The organism is Mesorhizobium sp. WSM4310, assembly GCF_007003935.1.
GTDB lineage: Bacteria > Pseudomonadota > Alphaproteobacteria > Rhizobiales > Rhizobiaceae > Mesorhizobium.
In genome coordinates this window covers 133,146-153,046 of sequence record NZ_VFTA01000006.1, presented here as the reverse complement: position 1 = coordinate 153,046, position 19,901 = coordinate 133,146, and the positions used below count along the sequence as shown (strand labels likewise).

19 protein-coding genes are annotated in these 19,901 nt (G+C 63.8%); 7 read left to right on the top strand and 12 right to left on the bottom strand.

What is annotated here, in order from left to right; all coding sequences use genetic code 11:
* Positions 1-10 precede the first annotated feature (10 nt).
* From FJV80_RS09635 to FJV80_RS09620, 4 genes are read right to left on the bottom strand one after another with little or no spacing between them, the layout of a single operon-like run.
* On the bottom strand, positions 11-979 hold the full coding sequence (locus FJV80_RS09635) for a glycosyltransferase family 2 protein (RefSeq protein ID WP_095771657.1): 969 nt from the start codon (positions 977-979) through the stop codon (positions 11-13).
* Positions 969-1,919 carry a glycosyltransferase family 2 protein gene (locus FJV80_RS09630; RefSeq protein ID WP_095787162.1) on the bottom strand — a complete coding sequence of 317 codons (951 nt, stop codon included), beginning with the start codon at positions 1,917-1,919 and terminating at the stop codon, positions 969-971. Before FJV80_RS09630 ends, FJV80_RS09635 begins: the two co-directional genes overlap by 11 nt.
* Complete coding sequence (locus FJV80_RS09625; RefSeq protein WP_142876225.1) at positions 1,919-2,908, bottom strand: glycosyltransferase family 2 protein; 990 nt, start codon at positions 2,906-2,908, stop codon at positions 1,919-1,921. Before FJV80_RS09625 ends, FJV80_RS09630 begins: the two co-directional genes overlap by 1 nt.
* Positions 2,909-2,923: 15 nt before the next feature.
* The gene (locus FJV80_RS09620) at positions 2,924-4,096 is read right to left on the bottom strand and encodes a glycosyltransferase family 4 protein (RefSeq protein WP_142876224.1); all 1,173 of its coding nucleotides are present in this window, start codon (positions 4,094-4,096) and stop codon (positions 2,924-2,926) included.
* Positions 4,097-4,284: 188 nt separating this feature from the next.
* On the opposite strand from FJV80_RS09620, the gene FJV80_RS09615 reads away from it, so the two are divergent.
* Together FJV80_RS09615 and FJV80_RS09610 are read left to right on the top strand one after the other, a co-directional pair.
* Entirely contained in the window at positions 4,285-5,781 is a 1,497-nt protein-coding gene (locus tag FJV80_RS09615) for a lipopolysaccharide biosynthesis protein (protein ID WP_095771653.1), read from the top strand.
* A gap of 53 nt (positions 5,782-5,834) precedes the next feature.
* Positions 5,835-6,857: a phosphoribosyltransferase family protein gene (locus FJV80_RS09610; protein WP_142876223.1), complete on the top strand. Its 1,023-nt coding sequence runs from the start codon at positions 5,835-5,837 to the stop codon at positions 6,855-6,857.
* Between the two features lie 23 nt (positions 6,858-6,880).
* On the opposite strand, the gene FJV80_RS09605 is transcribed toward FJV80_RS09610, so the two are convergent.
* The 8 genes from FJV80_RS09605 to FJV80_RS09570 form a co-directional block, all read right to left on the bottom strand.
* On the bottom strand, positions 6,881-7,960 hold the full coding sequence (locus FJV80_RS09605) for a glycosyltransferase (protein ID WP_095792013.1): 1,080 nt from the start codon (positions 7,958-7,960) through the stop codon (positions 6,881-6,883).
* Positions 7,961-7,998: 38 nt separating this feature from the next.
* The gene (locus FJV80_RS09600) at positions 7,999-8,448 is read right to left on the bottom strand and encodes a hypothetical protein (RefSeq protein ID WP_142876222.1); all 450 of its coding nucleotides are present in this window, start codon (positions 8,446-8,448) and stop codon (positions 7,999-8,001) included.
* 13 nt (positions 8,449-8,461) lie between these two features.
* A complete protein-coding gene (locus FJV80_RS09595) occupies positions 8,462-9,904 on the bottom strand; it encodes a GMC family oxidoreductase (RefSeq protein WP_142876221.1) in 1,443 nt (480 codons plus the stop codon).
* Positions 9,905-9,968: 64 nt separating this feature from the next.
* Positions 9,969-11,300 (bottom strand): UDP-glucose/GDP-mannose dehydrogenase family protein, encoded by a 1,332-nt coding sequence (locus tag FJV80_RS09590; protein ID WP_095771649.1) that lies wholly within the window; start codon positions 11,298-11,300, stop codon positions 9,969-9,971.
* Between the two features lie 49 nt (positions 11,301-11,349).
* Entirely contained in the window at positions 11,350-12,231 is an 882-nt protein-coding gene (locus tag FJV80_RS09585) for a family 16 glycosylhydrolase (RefSeq protein ID WP_095771648.1), read from the bottom strand.
* A gap of 156 nt (positions 12,232-12,387) precedes the next feature.
* Positions 12,388-12,789, bottom strand: coding sequence for a hypothetical protein (locus tag FJV80_RS09580; RefSeq protein ID WP_142876220.1), 402 nt, complete (start codon positions 12,787-12,789; stop codon positions 12,388-12,390).
* Positions 12,790-13,069: 280 nt separating this feature from the next.
* The gene (locus tag FJV80_RS09575; protein ID WP_142876219.1) at positions 13,070-14,092 is read right to left on the bottom strand and encodes a glycosyltransferase; all 1,023 of its coding nucleotides are present in this window, start codon (positions 14,090-14,092) and stop codon (positions 13,070-13,072) included.
* 64 nt (positions 14,093-14,156) lie between these two features.
* Complete coding sequence (locus FJV80_RS09570; RefSeq protein WP_095787155.1) at positions 14,157-15,281, bottom strand: nucleotidyltransferase family protein; 1,125 nt, start codon at positions 15,279-15,281, stop codon at positions 14,157-14,159.
* A gap of 517 nt (positions 15,282-15,798) precedes the next feature.
* On the opposite strand from FJV80_RS09570, the gene FJV80_RS09565 reads away from it, so the two are divergent.
* The 5 genes from FJV80_RS09565 (at position 15,799) to FJV80_RS09545 (ending at position 19,894) form a co-directional block, all read left to right on the top strand.
* Positions 15,799-15,951, top strand: coding sequence for a lasso peptide (locus FJV80_RS09565; RefSeq protein ID WP_010913078.1), 153 nt, complete (start codon positions 15,799-15,801; stop codon positions 15,949-15,951).
* Between the two features lie 137 nt (positions 15,952-16,088).
* Positions 16,089-16,388, top strand: a complete 300-nt coding sequence (locus FJV80_RS09560; RefSeq protein ID WP_095792017.1) for a PqqD family protein — start codon at positions 16,089-16,091, stop codon at positions 16,386-16,388.
* Between the two features lie 88 nt (positions 16,389-16,476).
* Positions 16,477-16,887 carry a lasso peptide biosynthesis B2 protein gene (locus FJV80_RS09555; RefSeq protein WP_246688938.1) on the top strand — a complete coding sequence of 137 codons (411 nt, stop codon included), beginning with the start codon at positions 16,477-16,479 and terminating at the stop codon, positions 16,885-16,887.
* Positions 16,884-18,869: a lasso peptide isopeptide bond-forming cyclase gene (locus FJV80_RS09550; RefSeq protein ID WP_246688937.1), complete on the top strand. Its 1,986-nt coding sequence runs from the start codon at positions 16,884-16,886 to the stop codon at positions 18,867-18,869. Before FJV80_RS09555 ends, FJV80_RS09550 begins: the two co-directional genes overlap by 4 nt.
* Complete coding sequence (locus tag FJV80_RS09545; RefSeq protein ID WP_142876217.1) at positions 18,866-19,894, top strand: serine kinase; 1,029 nt, start codon at positions 18,866-18,868, stop codon at positions 19,892-19,894. The genes FJV80_RS09550 and FJV80_RS09545 overlap by 4 nt, the downstream gene beginning before the upstream one ends.
* Positions 19,895-19,901: the final 7 nt, after the last annotated feature.

Below are 19,901 nucleotides of genomic sequence, written 5' to 3'. Positions count from 1 at the left end.
GCCTGCATCTTCACCTCCCCGCCCCCACGGCAAATTGTGCCGCTACTCGTCGCAACCGCACGGCGATCGGCATGCCCATATGCCTGACCGCCGCCGGGTCGCTGAGCGCCGTCCGGATCGCTTTGAGCGGGGACCGCGCCTTGATGTGCTGGACCATCGCCAGGAAGGAGGCTGCCTTGCGCAGGCTGCGGCCGCGCCGGGCAAAGGCCGCCTGGGCCGCCTCGTCCATCCGATGGGTTTGAGCGAATACGGCATCCGCCTTGCGCATCGCTTCTACATGGTGAAGCTCGAGCACACGCGAGATGGAGCCACTGCGAATATGGTAGGCGTAGCCGATCTCCGGCTCGACCACGCATCTGCCGCCCTTGGCGAGCGCCTCGGCAAACAGGATGTAGTCTTCGCCGATCCTCAGTTTCTCGTCATAGCGAAGCCGGTTTTCGTCCAGGAACCGGCGCTGGAAGATCGGCTTGAGGTAGCCGAGGTTGAACTTCGATTCGAAGACGACGTTGCCGGCGATGTAGGTGGCCAGCGAAATCTCGCGCAGGCCTTCCAGATAACGCCTTGGGAACATCGCATCCTCGACGACGCCGTCCTCGCGGATGACCTGGAGATTGTCGACGGCGATCTGGGCATCCGCTTTTTCGGCACGGCCGATCATGGCGGCGATACGGCCAGGGAAGACGGCATCGTCGGAATCGAGCACCGCGACCCACCTGCCGCGGGCGACGTCGAGTCCGGCATTTCGGGCGCCGCCGGGACCGCGATTCCTGGCAAGCGCGACGACGCGCACAATGTCTTGCGGATAGGCCCGCGCCACATCGAGCGTGGCATCGCGCGACTGGTCGTCGACGACGATGATCTCGACGCTGACACCCTTCTGCGCCATGGCGCTGGCAATCGCGCGGTCGAGCGTCGCCTCTGCATTGTAGGCGGCGATGACAAAGGAAACATCCGGAGCGAAGGAAACGTCAGGCTGCACGCTTGCCTCCTTCCGGGGATGACGATTGGCCGTAGAGCCGGAGTTCGCGGACGCCGACAAGGCCGCTGACGACGCCGACATGCATGATGCCGCGCAGCACGCTGCGGTTCCTGCGCACCGGGCTGGCGACCACGGGAAGGGCCGCGGCGAAACAAAAGGCTGCCTTTGCGGCGGCAAGGCCGACATGCTTGATCAGCCCGATGCCGCGCGCATTGCTGCCCAAGAGGTGACCATGCGTCTGGCCGACGCGAAAACGGCGGCGGCCGAGCCAATCGAACGCGGCCCTTGAGCGCGGCACCACCTCGTCCACCCAGGCCTCTCGAGCGAAGGCGATGCGGCCGCCGACCTTGACCATCTGATCGAAGAGTTCGGTGTCCTCGCCGCCGGTCTGGCCGCGCGCCAGGCTGAAGCGACGGCCGCGCAGGCTGTCCGACCGCATGCGCAGCAGGACGTTGCAGGTGTAGCCGGTGCGGATCTCGCCGCGCACCCAGACCGGCAAGGTCGAATGGAAATCGCCCCGGCGCATCCATTCGGGTGCATCCGGACGGTAGAGCGCCCGCACCGGACCGAGCACGGCTGTTGCACCACTGTCCTCGGCCGTCGCCACCAACTCGGCCAGCCAACGGGCGGAGGCAGTCTCATCGTCGTCGATGAAGGCGAGGAAATCCGCCTCGCTGGCATCGAGGCAAGCGTTGCGGGCGACCGAGATGTTGCGCGCCGGGGCATGCCGGTAGCGGACCGGCAGCGCCAATTCCTGCGACAGCGCGGTCACCAATGCCTGCGCGCTCGGCGTGTCGTCATTGTCGGCGACAATGACGCCGATATCGAAGCCCTCGGGCATCTCCATGGCGGCAAGCGAGCGCAGCGTGTCGGCCAGCTCCGGCCGGCGGAACGTGCACACGCCGATGTCGATGCTGCGGTTCTTGGCCTGAGCCACCATCACGCCACCCCGCGTCGCGCGCCGAGGCCGAGAAGCTGCAGCCAGAAGCCGACGGACCAGCCGAAATGCATGACCATGGCCGAAACGCCGGCCAGTGCGATGTCGGCATTGCGCTGGCGAATGGCCGTCACCAGGCCATAGCCGAGGCAGACCGAAGCCCAGACCAGCAGCGGCACAGCCGCGATCCAGTGCACGAAGGAGAAGGCCGCCAGAAGAACCACCGGGAAGACCGCCAGCGGCACCATCTGCCGGACCTTCGGGATGACGCGGTGCTTCAGCACATTCTTGGCGCGGCCGCGGCCATAGCCGAGATACTGGAAATAGAGGCCTTTGAGCGAGGCGCGCGGATAGTAGACCATCTGCGTCTTGCCGCTCATCCAGATTCTGTAGCCGGCCTGCCGCAGCCGGTAGTCGAGCTCGGCATCCTCATTGTGGCTGAAGCTCTCGTCATAGCCGCCGACAGCGCCGAAGGCCGATATCCGCATCAGCGCGTGATGGCCGTGGTCGACCCATTCTCCGGCCGAGAGGTGACGATGCTTGGAACCACCGGTGCCGAGTTTCGAATTCTGCGCCGCCGCAACCGATTTCTGCACGGCGCCGCTGCCGCTGGTCAGCATCGAAACCACGACCGAATCGGCTGATGTGGCCAGCGCTTCCTCCAGCAGCCGGTCGCAGTAATCGTCGGGATAGCCGCCATGCGCGTCGATGCGGATGAGATATTCCGCGCCTTCGCCAAAAGTGCCGACGGCGAGATTGATCGCCGCGCTCTGGATGCGCCGCCTGTTGTGAAGCAGGACAACGCGCGGGTCCTTCGCGGCGATCTGCTCGACAATGGCCAGCGTGCCGTCGGTGCTGCCGCCATCGGCAACGACGATCCGGGCGCCAAGCCTTGCCGCAGCCGGGCAAAGCTGGCCGAGCAGGGCGCTGATATGGGCTGCCTCGTTCAGGCAAGGGATCACGATCAGGCTGGAGGGAAGCGCTTGCGTCATCGGGAGAAGTCCATCCTATGCCAGGGCTTCAGTCGCGAGGGACTCGCGCACGGTGGTCAGGCGGCGCAGTTTTTCGACCAGCGCGCTGCAGTCGCTGCGATCGTAGCTCCACGTCCTCGGATTGCGGGCAAGCACGCGCGCCTTCAGTCTGCCGAAGCGCTGCTCCTCCATCGTGCCGAGTGCGGTTTCGAGCGCCTCGGGCGTCGCCTGGGGCAGCAGGATGCCGATGTCCTGCTGGCTGAGGAACCGTCCGGTTTCCGTATGGCCCATCGAGATCGGCACCGCCCCGAAGCGGCAGCCTTCATAGAGGCGGTTGGGCAGCAGCCATTCCGAATTCTGTCCCTCCTCGAAGAAATCGATCGCCCAGGAGAAATGCACGTCCTGGTAGATCGCCGCCATGTCCTCCGGATTGCGGTAGGGTCCACGAAACGACAGATAAGGTTCGGCATCGACGAAGGCGTGGAAATCGGGGAATTCGGAAAGCGCCGGACGGCCGCGCAGCACGATTTCGAAACGTCCATCCATGCGGCGGGTGAAATCAGCCAGAAGCTTGAGCGAGCGGCGGCAGCGCAGCGCTCCGAACCAGCCGATCCGCCATGGCGGGGCGGCGGGCGCTTCGACCGTTTCACGCTCGCCGGGCAGGATCGCCGCTGCCTCGAAATATTTGTTCTCGATCAGCTCGACGGGTGCGGCGACCTGGCGGAAGGGCTTGAAATAATTGGCGATGAAGGCGGGCGAACTGGTCACCAGCAGCTTCACGTCGCGCGCCAGATGGCGCTCGGTGGCGCGCAGCGCCTTGCCGAAGATGTCGTCGCGAAGCACCAGGCGGTGGATGTCGAGGCATTCATAGACTATCGGCACCGAGGCGCCGAAGGCCGACCTGGCGCGGCGCGCCAGCGCCAGCATTTCCAGATTGCGCGCGATGATGAGATCGGGCCGCGGCGCGCCCTTCAGCTTCGAGCCTATCGAAACCGCCGCTTTCGCCACCGCCGCCAGGCGCTGGGCGAATCGGCCGTCGCGCGTCGCGCCGAGGTCGACCGGCTGCAATCCTTCGATGTCGGCGATCGGGGTCGCGGTGCGGCGAAAGCCCGCCAGAGTGACCCGGGCACCGCCTGTCCTGAGCATTGTGATCCGTCGGCGAACCGCCGGATCGGAAACATCGTGCACCAGGTACAAGACATGCAGCATGAAAACTCGACCGCTGTTTGACCCCACCCACAAGGATGCTAGTACAGCTCTTGCTGCATCGCAACATTTTTGGCGCGGCAATGGACATTTTCTGTTGCACTGCAAAATTATTGCCGTAGTTTGGGGATGGCGGCGGTCGTGGATTTTCAGGGTTCGGAAATCCGCGCAAAAAATCAGGAATCCTGAATTTGGAAGCCAACCCATTCGATCCGCCGGAAGGCTCGCTGCGTAAATCGGTCGGGCGCGGCGCGGTGGTGACCGCCATGTCGCAATCGGTGCGGGTCGCGACGCAGATCATATCCGTCATCGTGCTGTCGCGGCTCTTGTCGCCGCAGGATTTCGGCGTCGTGGCGATGTGCGCGCCGGTGCTGGCCTTCATCGCGCTGTTCCAGGATTTCGGCCTGACCCAGGCGACGATCCAGAAATCGGGCATCCGCCATGAGGAGGTGAACTACCTCTTCTGGATCAATGTCGCGGTCAGTGCCATCCTGGCCTGCGTGCTCGCGGGTGCGGCACCGCTGGTCGCCGCCTTCTACGGTGAGCCGCGCGTGGCCGGGCTGGTCGCCGCGTTCGGGCTGCAGATCATGGCCTATGGGCTCGGCGCCCAGCATTTGGCGCTTTTGACACGACGCATGCAGTTCGGGCGCCTGGCGGTCATCGACGTCGCCAGCGCGGTTGCCGGGCTGGTGGTGTCGATCGCCTGGACCTTCATCGACCGCTCCTACTGGGCGCTGTTTGCCGGCACGCTGACCGGCGCGGTGCTGCCGACGCTGTGCTACTGGGCAAGCTCGCGCTGGCGGCCAGGCCTGCCGCGCAAGGTCGCCGGCATCGGCGAGTTGATCAATTTCGGCGCCGGCATCACCGGCTTCAACTTCGCCAATTTCTTCGCCCGCAACCTCGACAATGTGCTGATCGGCAAATACTGGGGCGAGCAGCAACTCGGCCTCTACGACCGCGCCTACAAGCTGCTTCTGTTCCCGCTCAGCCAGATCACCAATCCGCTGTCGAAGGTCATGGTGCCGGCGCTGTCCAGGCTGAAAGACGAGCCGGACCGCTACCGCAGCGCCTATCTGCGCGTCATGCCGCTGATCCTTTTGGTGGCGCTGCCCGGCGTCGCCTTCGCCACCGCAATGTCGGATGTGCTGATCCCCTTCGTGCTCGGCGAACAGTGGCGCGCAAGCGCCTCGATCTTCCTGGCGCTCGGCTTTGCCGGGCTGCTGCAGCCGCTCAACAACCCGGCGGGCTGGCTTTTCGTCAGCCAGGGCCGCTCCGGCGACTTCATGCGCTGGGGCATCATCACCGCCGTGACCTCGGTGCTCGCCTTCGCGCTCGGCCTGCCCTATGGCGCGCTCGGCGTGGCGATAGCCTATGCGGTCAGCGAATATCTGCGCACGCCGTTCCTGTGGCTCTATGTCGGCAAGAGCGGACCGCTGCGGGCCAGCCATGTGCTGCGCGCGGCAACGCCATTCGTGCTCGGCGCGCATCTGGCACTGGCGGCGGTCTGGCTGATCAAGCCGATGCTGCCGCAGCAGCATGTCGTCGCCCTGGCCAGCGGCGCCATGCTTGCCTACCTCATCACCATTGTCGTCGCGCTGGCCTTCGCATCCGGCCGCGAGGCCTTGCGCGAGGCCCTGAAGATGCTGCCGGCACGACAGCCGGCGGCAACGCCGCGCGAGGCGCAATAATTTCGGCGCCTTCGCCGGCTACCCAATATCCACACGAACATCAGGTCTGATGCATGCACTACCGATCGATCTCCGACATGAACGACACGATTGTCGGCAACCTTCACCGGCTGCCGCGCGACATCGACCTGGTGGTCGGCGTGCCCAGAAGCGGCGTGCTGGCGGCGACGCTGGTCAGCCTTGCGGCGAACATTCCGATGACCGACCTGGATTCCTTCCTGGACGGCCGGGTCTATACGTCCGGCATCACCAAGCCGCGCGCCGCGCTCGACCGCAAGGTCTCGGACATGCGCAAGGTGCTGGTGATCGACGACAGCATCGCCGGCGGCAACGCCATGCGCGATGCCCGTGCCCGTATCGAGGCTGCCGGCATAGAGGGTGATTTCATCTATGCCGCGGTATTCGGCCTGGAGCCGAAGCATCGGGAAACCGACGTCGTCTTCGAAGTCGTGCCGCATCCGCGCATGTTCCAGTGGAATTTCATGCATCACAAATTCCTGGCGCAATGCTGCGTCGACATTGACGGCGTATTGTGCCTCGATCCGACCGAGGCGGAAAACGACGATGGTCCGGCCTATGAGAAATTCCTCAGCGAAGCGCGCCCGCTTCATGCCCCGACCCACCGGATCGGCTGGCTGGTCACCAGCCGGCTGGAGAAATACCGTGCGCTGACCGAGGCGTGGCTGGCCAAGAATGGGATCGTGTACGACCAACTGATCATGCTCGACCTGCCGAGCAAGGCGGAGCGCCAGCGGCTCGGCGCGCATGGCAGTTTCAAGGCTGATTTCTACCGCAAATCCAACGCTATCCTGTTCATCGAAAGCGAGCATGCGCAGGCGCTGAAGATCACGGAGCTGTCGGGCAAGCCGGTGCTGTGCGTCGAAACCCATATGGTGAGCTTCCCCGATGCGCTGTCGCTGCCGGCGCTCGGCCAAGCCGCGCGCAATCTGCCGGCAAGGCTGCGGCAGATCAACTCGCAGCAAGGCCGCAAGGGCGCCGCCAAGGCCCTGGCCCGCGCCCTGCTCGGCGCCCGCGGCTACGAGACGCTGAAAAGCCGGGTCAAGCGCCCGGCCTGATCGGCTGGCTTTCTGAGCGCCGGCTACGCCGCCTGGCGCGCCCGCTGCTGAACCGCCCTGTCCAGGATAGAGAAGAAGGTGACGAACTGGCGGTCCGGATCGAGCTCCGGACGCGCCGCGAAGCCGCGCGCCAGGTTTGAAACCCCTTCATATTCCTTGTTATCGTTCCACAGCTGCCTGACAGCCGCGACCCAGTCGATGAGCGGAGCATCGTAGTCGAGTACCGTGCCGCCGGGGCCGATGGCTTCGGGCAGGCCACCGCGCCGCGAACCGACGACCGGGATGCCGCTGCAATGGGCCTCGGACGCGACTCGGCCCCAGGCCTCCTCCCATTTCGAGGGCGCAAGCAGGATCCTCGTGCGGCCATAGACCGTCTTCATGTCGTTGGTGCGGCTCTCCAGCGTGACGTTGCCGAGCGGCGCGATCGTCTCCTCGATGCGCGCGCGGTGGTCGTCGTCCAGCTTCCAGCTTTCGACGAACAGGAACGGGATTTCCGGGCAGGCGCCGGCGATGCGGACCGCCAGTTCGAAGCCCTTTTCCTCATAGGGGTTGATCAGCGTGACGAACTGGCCCGTGGTCGGCGTGCTGTACTGCGTCGGGTTGATGGTCGGCGGGATCACTGTCGCCTCGATGCCGAATTCCCGCTTGTAGGTGCGCGCGGTGAACTCCGAATTGGCGATGTAGAGTGCGGAACCCAGTTCGCGCAAATCGCCGCCCAACTCGTGGAACTCGACATTTCTGAGATAGACGACCAGCGGCACGCCCTCGGCCTTCAGCGCTTTGCCGAGGGGCACCGATTTGTGGCACTGAACCACCGCCACGTCCGGCCTCAGTTTCTTGACGGCAAAACCCGCCGCTTCCCAGGGAAACCACGCCCGGATCACCGGGTAGCCGGGAAAACTGTCGACGACCGCAGGCTGGCGCAACAGCTTCATCTTGGCACGCGCCTTCAAGCCGAAGACGCCGTCGCCGAAGAGGGCGGCAAGCACCGCGGCCTCATGTCCGTGCTCGATCAGCTGTTCGGCCAGATGATGCGTGCTCGACTGAACGCCGCCGCTGAACTCCGGCGGGTAGCCGTTGCCGCCTGCAAAAAGAACTTTCATGGTCGTGGCTCCTGTCTTTTCGCCGTGTCGAAAGCGCCTCACGCGCTCTTTGGCGGGTCAAGCGTCGCGAACGGATTGGTACATGAGTGCCATCCGGTGAACCGGATCGGATCGTCAGGCGAACTGCGCCAGGCGTAGTCCGTCAGCATATGGAATTCGGCGATGACCCAGCGGTCGAAATGTACCAGATCTTCCCGCTTTTCATGGGGCAGCAGACGGCGGACGGCGCCCAATTTGAGCTCCTCGATCAGAGTGACTGCGTCGCTCAATTTCTCGCTCGGAAAGATCCAGGGATTGCGGTTGCGGAACTCCAGCACGAATTGCTGCAGGTGCTCGATGCGCATATTCAGCCTGCCGAGATATTTTTCCAGCGTGACGCGAACCAGATCCTCGTCCGAAAACGAGGAGACCGCGGCGTAGGCAACGCCCGTCGAGGCAACGCCACCCGCCAGGATGGCCAGTGCCGAACGCCGTGTGACTTCGATCATCGGGCCGCTCCTCTCACGCGATCCGGCTCGCCGCCCGCAGGGACAAAGCCGCCGCGGTCAGGCTTGGGTTGGCGCAGGAGCAGCTCGGATAGGTGCTGGTTCCGACGACAACCAGGTTTCTCAACCGGTGATGGATCATGTTGCTGTCGATCACCGAATCAGCGGGGCCGGTACCCATCCTCAGCGTACCCTGGACATGCGATTCCGTTGGCCGGATGCCGCGGTCGAAGAGCCGCTCGACCGGCAGCGGGGCAAGCAGCGCCGGCAATTTGTCCAGCGCCCGGGCCATGCCCTTGACCGCATAGTCCGACGGTGCCTTGAAGGAGACGAAGGCATTGTCGTCCTCGTCGAGGGTGACGAAATTCTCGTGATCGAGCAGGTTTTCGGTGACCACGACCAGCGGCAGCGTCTGGCGCAACCGCCCCTGCTCGGCGCGCATCCCGTGCTGCCAGCGGTTTTCGAAATAGACCAGTGCCGCCGCATGCTCGGACCGGTGCGGACCGTCATAGAGGCCAAAATTCAGGCCGGTGGTGATGGTGCTGCCGTCGAAATTGTCGACGCCGTCGAGATAGACCTCGAAATTCCAGCCATAGGATTCATGCAGGCCGCGCCCGACGAATTCGTCTCCCAGGCCGGAGCGCAGCATGATCGCCGCGCTCTGGATGGCGTTGGCGCCGAGAATGAAAAGGTCGCCGCTGACCTGATACTCCTTGCCGTCATGAACGAAGGTGACCGAACGGACCGCGCCGCCGACCTGATCGAGCCTGCGCACTTCCGCACCGAGGCAGACCGAAACGTCGGGATGCTCGAAGACATGCATCAGGCCATTGTTGGCGGTGAATTTCGCGTCGACCGGGCACAGCCAGCAGCGCAGATTGGCACAGCACGAGGTGCGCTGCGCGGTCGGGACCCGGGCGCGAGCGGTCGGCATGACGAAATGCTGGCCGGGCTGGGCCACCTTCATCATCTTGTCCGGCGTCGACATGCGATGCGGCGGCTGCGGAAACGGTTTCGAGCGCGGCAGCATCGCCGCCATGTCGGGATCGCCGGAGATCGACATGATCTCTTCGGCATCGCAGTAGAATGGCTCGACGTCGTCATAGCTGATCGGCCAGTCATTGCCGACGCCATAGGTGCTTTTCAGCCTGAAGTCATTGGGATGGAACCTCGGCGTCTGGGCGAACCAGCAGTTGGTCCCGCCACCCAGTCCGATCGTGTAATTCCACGGCTTGTCGGAGTTGGTCTTGTAGGTCGACTCGTCGTCGATGTCGGTGTTGGCGTTCTGGGCGAGCTGCCATTCATGCGTGTTGTGCCGACCCCATTCCAGGATCAGGATGCGCGCCTTACGCCGCATGGCGAATTCGTGCAGGAAGAAGGTCGAACCGAAACCGGAACCGATCGCGATGAGATCGAAATGATCCTTGGTGATTTGCTCTGGCTTTACGTCCAGCACCATCAGCCGCAACTCCTTTCCGCGCCGGGCGCGTATGCCAAATTCCGCTTGCTTCCCGCGGTCGCTCTCATGCCGCCATTCTGCCGATCGAGTGATATTCGATGCCGTGGCGCGCCACGACCTTGGGGTCATAGAGATTGCGGCCGTCGAAGATGACCGGCGTCGTCAGCGCGTCCTTCAACGCGTCGAAGGACGGGGCGCGAAAACTCTTCCATTCGGTGGCGATGAGCAGCGCATCGGCGCCGCGCAAGGCCGCTTCCTTGGTGCCGCACAGCAGCAGGTCGTCGCGCAGGCCGTAAATGGCCTGGCATTCCTGCATCGCCTCCGGATCATAAGCCTGTACGGTCGCGCCGGCCTTCCACAGCGCTTCCATCAGGACGCGCGCCGGTGCCTCGCGCATGTCGTCGGTGTTGGGCTTGAAGGCCAGGCCCCACAGCGCAAAGGTCTTGCCCTTGAGACTGCCCTTGAAATAGCGGTTCACCTTGTCGAACAGCACGGATTTCTGGTCATTGTTGCGTTCCTCGACGGCGCGCAGCAGCTTGGCGTCGAACTTGACGCCCTCGGCGGTCTTGATCAGGGCGCGGACGTCCTTGGGAAAGCATGAGCCGCCATAGCCGAGACCCGGATAGATGAAGTGGTAGCCGATGCGCGGATCGCTGCCGATGCCCTTGCGCACCTCCTCGATGTCGGCGCCGAGCTGCTCGGCCAGATTGGCCATCTCGTTCATGAAGCTGATCTTGGTGGCCAGCATGCAGTTGGCGGCGTATTTCGTGAATTCGGCGCTGCGCACGTCCATCACGATCATCTTTTCGTGGTTGCGGTTGAAGGGCGCGTAAAGCTCACGCATCACCACCTCGGTCTCCTCGCTCGAGGTGCCGACGATGATACGGTCGGGCTTCATGCAATCGGCGACGGCCGAGCCTTCCTTGAGGAATTCGGGATTGGAGGCGACGTCGAAGGCAAGATCCTCACGCCCTCTCTTCTTCAGCGTCTCGGCGATCCTGGCTTTCACCTTTTCGCAGGTACCGACCGGCACGGTCGACTTGCCGACGACGATCTTGGCGCTATCCATCTCGCGGCCGATGGTCTCGGCGACCGCCAGCACGTATTTGAGGTCGGCCGAGCCGTCCTCGCCGGGCGGCGTGCCGACCGCGATCATCTGGATTTCACCGTGCCGGACGGCGGCGGCGGCATCGGTGGTGAATTTGATGCGGCCGGCGGCATGATTCTCCCTGACGATGCTTTCGAGGCCTGGCTCGAAGATCGGGACGAAGCCCTGGTTGAGGCGCTCCACCTTGCTTTCGTCGATGTCGACGCAAACCACCTGGTGGCCAACCTCGGCAAGCACCGCCGCCTGCACGAGGCCGACATAGCCAATTCCAAACACCGTCAAGTTCATTCGGTTTCATTCCCATCCATGGCCGCGACCCGTTCTCGGTCCGGCCGGTTCAATTCGTCTTTCCCAACTCTTTTACGCTGCATACGAGCGATTCCGGAAACTGGCATGGCTCGCCGAGCGCGGTGAAGGCAACGCGTTCGACCTGCAGCGAAAGCTTGCGGCCCGGATCAGCGAAGGCGCCCATCCAACCCTTCATGGTGTCGCTGCCCCAAAGGCTGAAGAAGATCTTCTGCGCGTGGCTGGGCAGCTTCGCCGGGTCGGTGATGGTGTTCACCAGCTGGCCGTTGACGTACCAGCGCAAACTGTCCTTCTCCCAGACGAAGGCGTAGTCGTTGAAGGCCTTGTCGGTGCCGCCCGGCACCTCGACCAGCTTCTCGTTCTTGCCCTTACCGTCGATATAGGCGTTGACCTGCACCTTGGAGGTGTCCTTGGTCAGGATCTCGAAGTCGATCTCGTCCCAGGGCTGCTTGTCCGACGGGCCGATATAGGTGAAGAAGGCCGCGTTGAGGCCGGAACCGGTGTCGGTCTTCAGCCGCGCCTCATAGGTGCCATAACCAAAGCGCTGCTTGGTCTGGATCTCGCCGCAGGCGAATTCGCGATCCTTCAGCTTCTGTTTTCCGAAGCCGAGCGACAGCACACCGTCTGAAAGCTCGACCAGCCCCTTCGACCAAGTGCAATTCTGGTGGCTGCCGTTGCTCCAGCCGTCGGAGACATACCAGCGAGACTTGTCGAAGCTCTTGAAATCATCGACGAAAGAGGGAGCGGACTGGATATCCTGCGCATGGGATGGAGTCGCAAAGAGGCTGCCGAGAGCAGCCAGCAGCAATCCGCCGATCAAGCCCAACCGCCGCAGGTCGCCTTGCCGGATCTCATGCGCGACGGAGGTTGCGGCAATTGCTGTCGTGGACGTGGTTTTCGGATCTAAATTCATACCAAACTCACCTTTGTGCTGTGCGTCCCCAACCCAAAGTCGACGTTTGAACCGCTTCCAAACGGGCCAACCTTGGCCTCCTTTTCGAGCCCCCAGAAATCCCTCTCCTGTCCTGCATCATAGCTTTGAAGCTTGCATCATGCCTTTGAAGTAGTCTCACGCCCGGCTCGCGCCCGCGGGCCTGGCGAAATCCGCCGTGGCGGCCGAATTGGACTCCCCACCCGCGTCGAAGACCATATCGAGCGAATGACGCAGTTCCTTCATCAAACCGTGCTGGCGCGACAGTGCCGCGATGCGGCGCTCGCAATTCAGGATCGATTGCGTCAGCGCGCTGACTTCGGATGAGCGCTTCTCGGAAGCGGAGCCGTTTTCAATGGCTTCGACGAGAAAGGCCGCGTTGGTCGCCGTCTTGCGGTAGCGGCTCTCCAGACCCGTTTTCTCGGCTGCGATCTCGGCGGAGATCTGCTCGAACAGTTTCGCCAGCCGGTCGAGGCGGGCGATGTCGGCCTGTCGGTCGCGGGCAGGATCCCTTGATCTGAAGCCAAATATTGAGGCCATGGGCTTAAATTCCTGTCATCGCCGGCTTACTGCCGACCACTGGCCGATCCCCGCAAGCAGGGCTGAAAAGCTCGTACCGCATCGTCCAACTCCTTTGACGGGAGAGACGTCGGACCAATCCGATCGGGGGCCAGTTCGGTTGGTCATTCGATTTGCTGCACCGCAACATAGACTGCCATCGTCGGAGCCGTGAGGCAACCACCCAATTCGTAAACTCTTAAATCCAGTGGAAATGGTTTGCACAATGCGAATGCTGTTTGAGGGGTGACGCGGGCGCCCCTTACCGCTCCTTGCCCGCACTGGTCCCGGCCATCAGGAAACGCAACGGCGGCACGCGCTTTTGCCTGGACACAAGGCCAACGCGCCGAAACAGCGCCTCCAGCTTGTCGGAGGCCACGCCCTGGACGATGGGGACCAGGTTGGATTGACTTGCAAAGGCGTAGGCCGCGGCCGAAGCCAGCCCGCGCTCGGCCTTCACGTCAAGGAAATTGCGCAGCCGGTATTTGTCGCGCACATGCCGCTCGTGCCGCCGCAGCACCGCCTTGGAGCCTTCCGGCAAGCTGTCTATCGCCAACAGCGCCAGATCGGCGTCGGCCAGCCGCTTCAGATCCTGCGTCTTGTGGCGGCCGCTGAGCGAATCAGCGCGTACGATGGCGCCGTAGCCGCAGGAACGGATGACCTTGAACCGCGCGCCGTGGGCGACCGCGCGGGCGTAGAGTTCGTAGTCCTCGCCCAGCCGCAGGCTTTCGTCGTAGCGCAATCGGTGCCGATCGAGGAAGGCGCGGCTGATCACCGGCTTCAAGAAGCCCAGCTCGCCTCTTTGCACGCGGCGCCTGGAGATGTTGCCTTCGACGAAGCGCGCGAAGTCGAGGAATTCCGGATCGGCGGCAAAATCCGGAGCGACGATCTTGGTCGCGTCATCAGTCGCATCATCCCTGATGAGCATGATGTTGTCGGCCGCGAAATCCCAGTCGGCGGCGGCAAACAGATTGCGGAACCGGCCCCCGAGGAAGAAGTCGTCGGCATCCAGAATGCTGATGAACGGCGCTTTCGAACCGGCGATCGCGGCATTGCGCGCGAAGGAGGGGCCACGATTGACCTCAAGGCGCATGACCTTGAGCCGGCCGCTGCCGTCGTCGGCGGCGCGGGCGACCTCGGCCGTATTGTCGGTAGAGCCGTCGTCGACGACAACGACCTCCGCCACCTCGGGCTCGCGCAATGCGGACGCGATGGCGACCGCGATCGTGCGTGCCGCGTTTTTGGCCGCGATGATCACGCAGACCTCTGATTTCGTCATCGACATGGGTTAGCCTCTTGCACAGGTTCCGATTTGCCCTCGCCCTGTACGTATTGCAACACCACCGCCATCACGGGCTGGCCGGCCGCTCGAAGATGCGGCGACTGATATCCGCCGACGCTGCCCAGCCGGCTTCGGCCAGGTAGCGGACGGGAGCCCTGCCGCACAATTCCCACAACACCGTTCGCCGCTGCGGCCACCGCAAGGATGACAGCCATGGCGCGATGACCATGTTGAGCAGGTCCTCGTTGCCGATGCGCGACAAGACCGGCTTGGCCCGCTCCGACAGAAGCGTGCCGGTGGCGCCCAGCAGCACATCGGCGGCGCGCAGGCCGAGCAGCAACGTGTCGTCCAGCCCCTGGCTCACCGCTGCATCCAGCACACGCTGCTGATCGGCCTCGCCAAGACGGTTGGCGCTGGCCCTGATATCGCAGACATAGCCGGCGCAGGGTTCGCGGTTGAACAGTGCCTTGGCGACGCTGATGCAGGACAGCATCAACGTGTCGGCGGCCGACGTGAACGGCACTTCGGTGCCGGTGATCTCGACCAGCCGCTTGCGCCGCAGGAAACCGTCGGCATCGCGCGGACTGGGCGAGCCGGGCTGCTGGAGGCGGTAATGAAGGTCGACCGTGGACGGCCCGTTGCCACGGATCATGTGCTGCTCGCCAAGGAAGCGGACCCACCAGAGGGAGCGTGACTTGCCTGAGACCTCATAGCCGATCGAGCGCAGCGCATTGCGTGCTTTCGTGAATCCGGACGGGGAAACCAGGATGTCGACATCGCCCGAAGGCTTCATGAAATGGTCGTCATAGAGCAGATGCTGCTGGAAGGGACCTTTGAGAAAGACGAAATCGATCTGCCTGTCGCGCAGCGCCCGATGGATCGCCATCGAATCCATGAGACAGGCGGCGTTCATCGACACCGTCCGCCGGCGATAGGTGTCGAGCCATTGGAAAAGTACGGCGGGCCTTTCGGTGGCCGGGGCGCGCGACAGCGCTTTCAAAACGAAGGTGGCGACCTTGTTCAGCCTGGCGATATCGGCGACGGCGGCGGCGGAAAGGCTCGGCGTCGACACATTGCCGGCCAGAGCCGCCGCGCCTGAGAAATACAACCGCAGGCAGGCCTGCACATAGGCAATCTCGTCGGCACAGTCGGCGGCGCGCAGTCGTTCATAGGAACTTTCCGGCAAGGCCATTGAGCGCATGGTCTCCAAAATGCGGTTTGCACGGCGTTTATGCTGCAAGTGCGAAACAAAGCATCCTCAAAAACCTGGACGCCGTAAAGTCTTTCCTTTCGCAGTGCGAAATTTTGCAACCAGAGCGTTTGCCGCGCTTCCTCGATGCGGCGCAACATTCGGCTGAAATTCCGACGCAATCGTGGCGCTACAGTTGATCATCGACACCAGCTGGCTGACAAGAATCCATCATTTTAGACATGCCTAAAAAAGCGTCATCGCCATGAACTTTTTATGCAAGCAAATTCAATTGCTTAAAGAATCGCCAGCGCTGAAGGCAGACTGCATCGAGCTTCAACTCGACAAAGGTGGAATCTTGAGCATTCCGCACACGCATGGTGACGTCCGCAACCCGTAATTGATTAACCAGAAGTAAATCAGGCTTGACTCATAAATGTTGCTATGCAGCTATTGCATCGCAGCATGAAAGTGCTGACGGCACTCGACAGGCCGTTTCCAGTCCTCAGTGGAGAGTAAAATGGAACAGAATGTTGAAAAGCATGAGTACGAAACGCCAAGCCTGACAGTACATGGTTCGATCGAAACCATTACCCAGGGCGGTGGCGGCAGCACGGCAATCGACGCGTCGTTTCCGGCGCACACCCCGATTGGCGATCTGACGTTCTCCTGAGACTAGCTTGGTTCTGGAGGAGTGACGTTGGGCCTCCAGGATTGAAGACCGCAAATGGAGCCGGGGATGAAAATCCCCGACTTTCCGCTTTTTGAACTGACGACGCGTAGACCGTGTGTTGCTAACGAGGTTTTGGCATGAACTGGAACCCATCCGAGCACGATTGCGTAAGGGCCACCGGGGATGCGGTGGCCTGTGAATTCGGCGATGGCCTGGCGCTTCTCAACCTGAAATCCAATATCTATTACAGCCTCAACAGCGTCGGTGCGTTCATCTGGGAGCAGATCCAGGAGCCGAAGTCGATCGCCGATATCCGCAGCGCCGTGCTTGCGCGCTACAATGTCGACGCCGAGCGCTGCAAGGCTGACGTCGACGCCTTGCTTAAGGGCTTCGCCGAAAACGGACTTGCGAGGCTGCACAATGAGGCACTTGTCTAGGCAGGTTCCGCAGAAGGCCATGATCTCGCGGCAGAGACCTGCGACGGACCAAAGACCGAGGCCTGCCAAACGCCGGCCCGGCCGGGGATTGGCCAGGGTCCTGTCCCTGAGCGGCTCGGAAGCGCTTTTCCTCTGCCACTGCCTGCTGGTGGTCGCGACCGTCCGGCTGGGGCTGACCTTGTTCTCCTACAACCGTGTTCGCGGCATGGTGACCCGGCTCGACGCGCGCCAGTGCGCCAGCATGGGCGAGCTGCGGCTCGTCGCCTGGGGGGTTGCCGCGACCGCACGGTTCGTGCCGCGCGCCACCTGCCTTACCCAGGCGCTTTCGGGCCAATACATTCTCGCGCGCCAGGGCAATGCCTCCAACATCCGCATCGGCATCGAACGCGGCACGGGCGAGCAGTTGAAGGCGCATGCCTGGCTGGTCAGCGACAACCATGTCGTGCTTGGCGGCTCCGTCGATGGTTTCGCGCATCTGGTCGACCACGGCAGCCGATGAGCGGCGTGGTCGGAATCCTGCTGCGACAGGGACACGCGGTAGCGGTCCGGGGACACGCGGTAGCGGTCCGAGGACACGCTGAAACGGTCCGGGGACACGCGCCGGCGGACGCGGCGACCGATATCCAGCGGATGCTGGCCCGCATGCGCCATCGCGGTCCCGACGGAAATTCATGGTGGCTGGACAGCGCCGTCGCCCTTGGCCACGCCTGGCTCAACACCACGGATGAAGCCGGCCCCGGCCCGCTGACGATGGCCGGCGGCAAGCTCGCCATCACCGCCGATTGCCGGCTGGACAATCGCGACGAGCTGATGGCGAGGCTTGGCATACGCGACAGGTCGGTTGCGGACGCCGTATTGCTGATGCGGGCCTATCTGCGCTGGGGCGAAGCCTGCCCCGTGCATCTGCAGGGCGATTTCGCCTTTGCCATCTGGGACGCCGAGCGGCAGCTGCTGTTCTGCGCGCGCGACCATTTCGGGGTCAAGCCATTCTACTACCACGCGGCGGACCGGCGTTTTGCCTTTGCCTCCGAGATCGGGCCTATGCTTGGGCTTGACGGGGTCGGCGCGCGCATCAGCGAGCATCGGATTTCGGGATTCCTGGCCGGGCTTCCCGACGACCCGCAATCCACCCCCTACAGCGATATCTTCAGCCTGCCGGCGCGTCACAGCCTGACGGTCACCGCGCAACAAGTGGTGCTGCGCCGATACTGGCAGATCGAGCCGTCGGCACGACCGCCGCGGTCGGATGCGGCGGAGGAATTCGCGCATCTGTTTTCGCAATCGGTGCGCAATCGCATGCGCGGAAGCCCGTCGGTCGGCGCGATGCTGAGCGGCGGCCTCGATTCCTCCTCGATCGCCTGTGTCGCCGGCCTGCAGAACGCCGCCGAGCGGAAACCCAGGCTGCCGACCTTTTCGCTGGTTTTCGAGAAGGGCTCGTCGATGGACGAACGGGTCTTCATCGATGCGGTGCTCGATCAGCAGAAGACCGATCCGACATTGATCCCCGTCGGCAATTATGCGCCCTTCGCCGAGTTCGAACGGGTGCTGGAGGAACAGGAGGGCACCTTCCTGGCGCCGGGCCTGACGCTGACCCGCGGCATCTACCGGACGGCGGGCGCAAAAGGCGTCAAGGTGCTGCTCGACGGCCATGGCGGCGACGAGGTCGTCTCACAGGGACATGGCCATCTGCACGAGCTTGCCAATGGCGGAAGGTGGCTGGACCTTTGGCGCGAGGTTCGCAGCGCCTCCAACACCTATGGCGACAGCACGCTCGGCCTTTATTTCCAGTTCCTGACCCTTTACGGACCGGCCTGGCGCATCGCCAAGGCGAGACAGCTGGCGAACCGTGCCCTCAACAGGATACGCAAGCCCACGCAAATGCAGCGCGGCCGCAGCTGGCGCGACCTGATCAATCCGGACCTGGCCAGGCGGACCGAACTCATCGACCGCTTCCATCGGGCCGGCTACATGCCGCCCGGCGTCCAGGCCAGCGACGCGCTCAGCCATCGCTGGATCCTGTCCAACGGCTATGTGCCGCACTCTTTCGAAGTGCTCGACAAGGCCGCTGCCAATTTCGGCGTCGAGCCGCGCTATCCGTTCTGGGACAAGCCGCTGGTCGAATTCTGCCTGGCGCTGCCGGGCGAGGAGAAACTCAGCCACGGCTTTGGCCGCTACGTGTTGCGGCGGGCGATGGAGGGCATCCTGCCGGCAGCGGTGCAGTGGCGGCGCGACAAGATCGATTTCACCGCCAATCTCGTCAACGGCATGGTGCGCAACCACCGCGACCTCCTGCAACAGCTGCTGGTTTCGGATGCCGGCCGTATCGCGCCCTATGTCAACCTGCCGCAGGTGAGCGCCGCCTATGCGCGGCTGCTGCGCCAGCCCGATCAGGCAGCGCCGCTGGATGTCCAGTATGTCTGGCGTTCGGCCTCGCTGTCGTTGTGGCTGCGGCAGGTCCAGCACGGCGGGAGCCCCGCATGATGCCGCGCAACCAGCCGCTCGCCACATATGTCGGCGATCCCCCCCATGGCCGGACCACGAGGGAGCGTCGCTACTACCGGGCCTACGGCCTGACCGTGGCGTCCGACGTGGCGCTGCCCGAGCTGGAGCCGGCGGAGCCGGCTGCGGCGGATATACTGATCGCCATCGGCACGATCGACATGCCGAAGCCTTCGTCCGAGGCCGCGACGATCTTCCGCTTCGGGCCGGACCGGCAATATCTGGCTTGGCATGCCGTCGGCGCCTTCCTGATCAGCGATGCCAGCCGCATCGACATCGAGCCGGCACCCGGCGTGGATGACGCCCTGCTTGCCTTTCCATTGCTTGGGCCGGTGATGGCGCTGCTGCTGCACCAGCGCAGCCTGCTCGTCCTGCATGCCAGCGCCATCGCGGTGGCCGGCAGGGGAGCCATCTTCATGGGCGACAAGGGTGCCGGCAAATCGACCACGGCAAGCGCCATGATCCGGGCCGGTCATCATCTGCTTACCGACGATGTCGTGGCGCTCGATCTCGCCAGGCCGGACGCGCCGATGATCGTTCCGGGCTTTCCCCAGATCAAGCTTGCCGCGGACGCCGCGGCCGCGATCTCGCTTGGCCAGGCGGAGGTGCGGCCGCAAGTGCATCCGGCGATCGAGAAGATGCAGCACCGCCTGCATGGCGCCTTCTCCGGCGGCATGGTGCCGGCGACCAGGATCTATGTCCTCGAGCGCGGTGCGAAGGCCGCGATCACGCCCTTGCCCGGCATTGCCGCCCTGCCGGCGATCATCAAGTTCTCCTATGTGACGCGGTTCGGCCGCGCGGCGCTCCCTGGCGATTTCGCGGCGCTGCATCTTCGCCAATGTTCAGCAATCGCTAACCATATCGGCGTCTTCCGGCTGGAAGTTCCGACCGGCCTCGACAGGATTGGCGAGGCCGTGGCGCTGATCGAAGGCGACCTGGCGGCCGGGGATCTGGCGGCCCCGGACCTCACGACCAGAGAGCTGGCGGCCGGCCGTCGGCGGCGGTGAGCGCAAT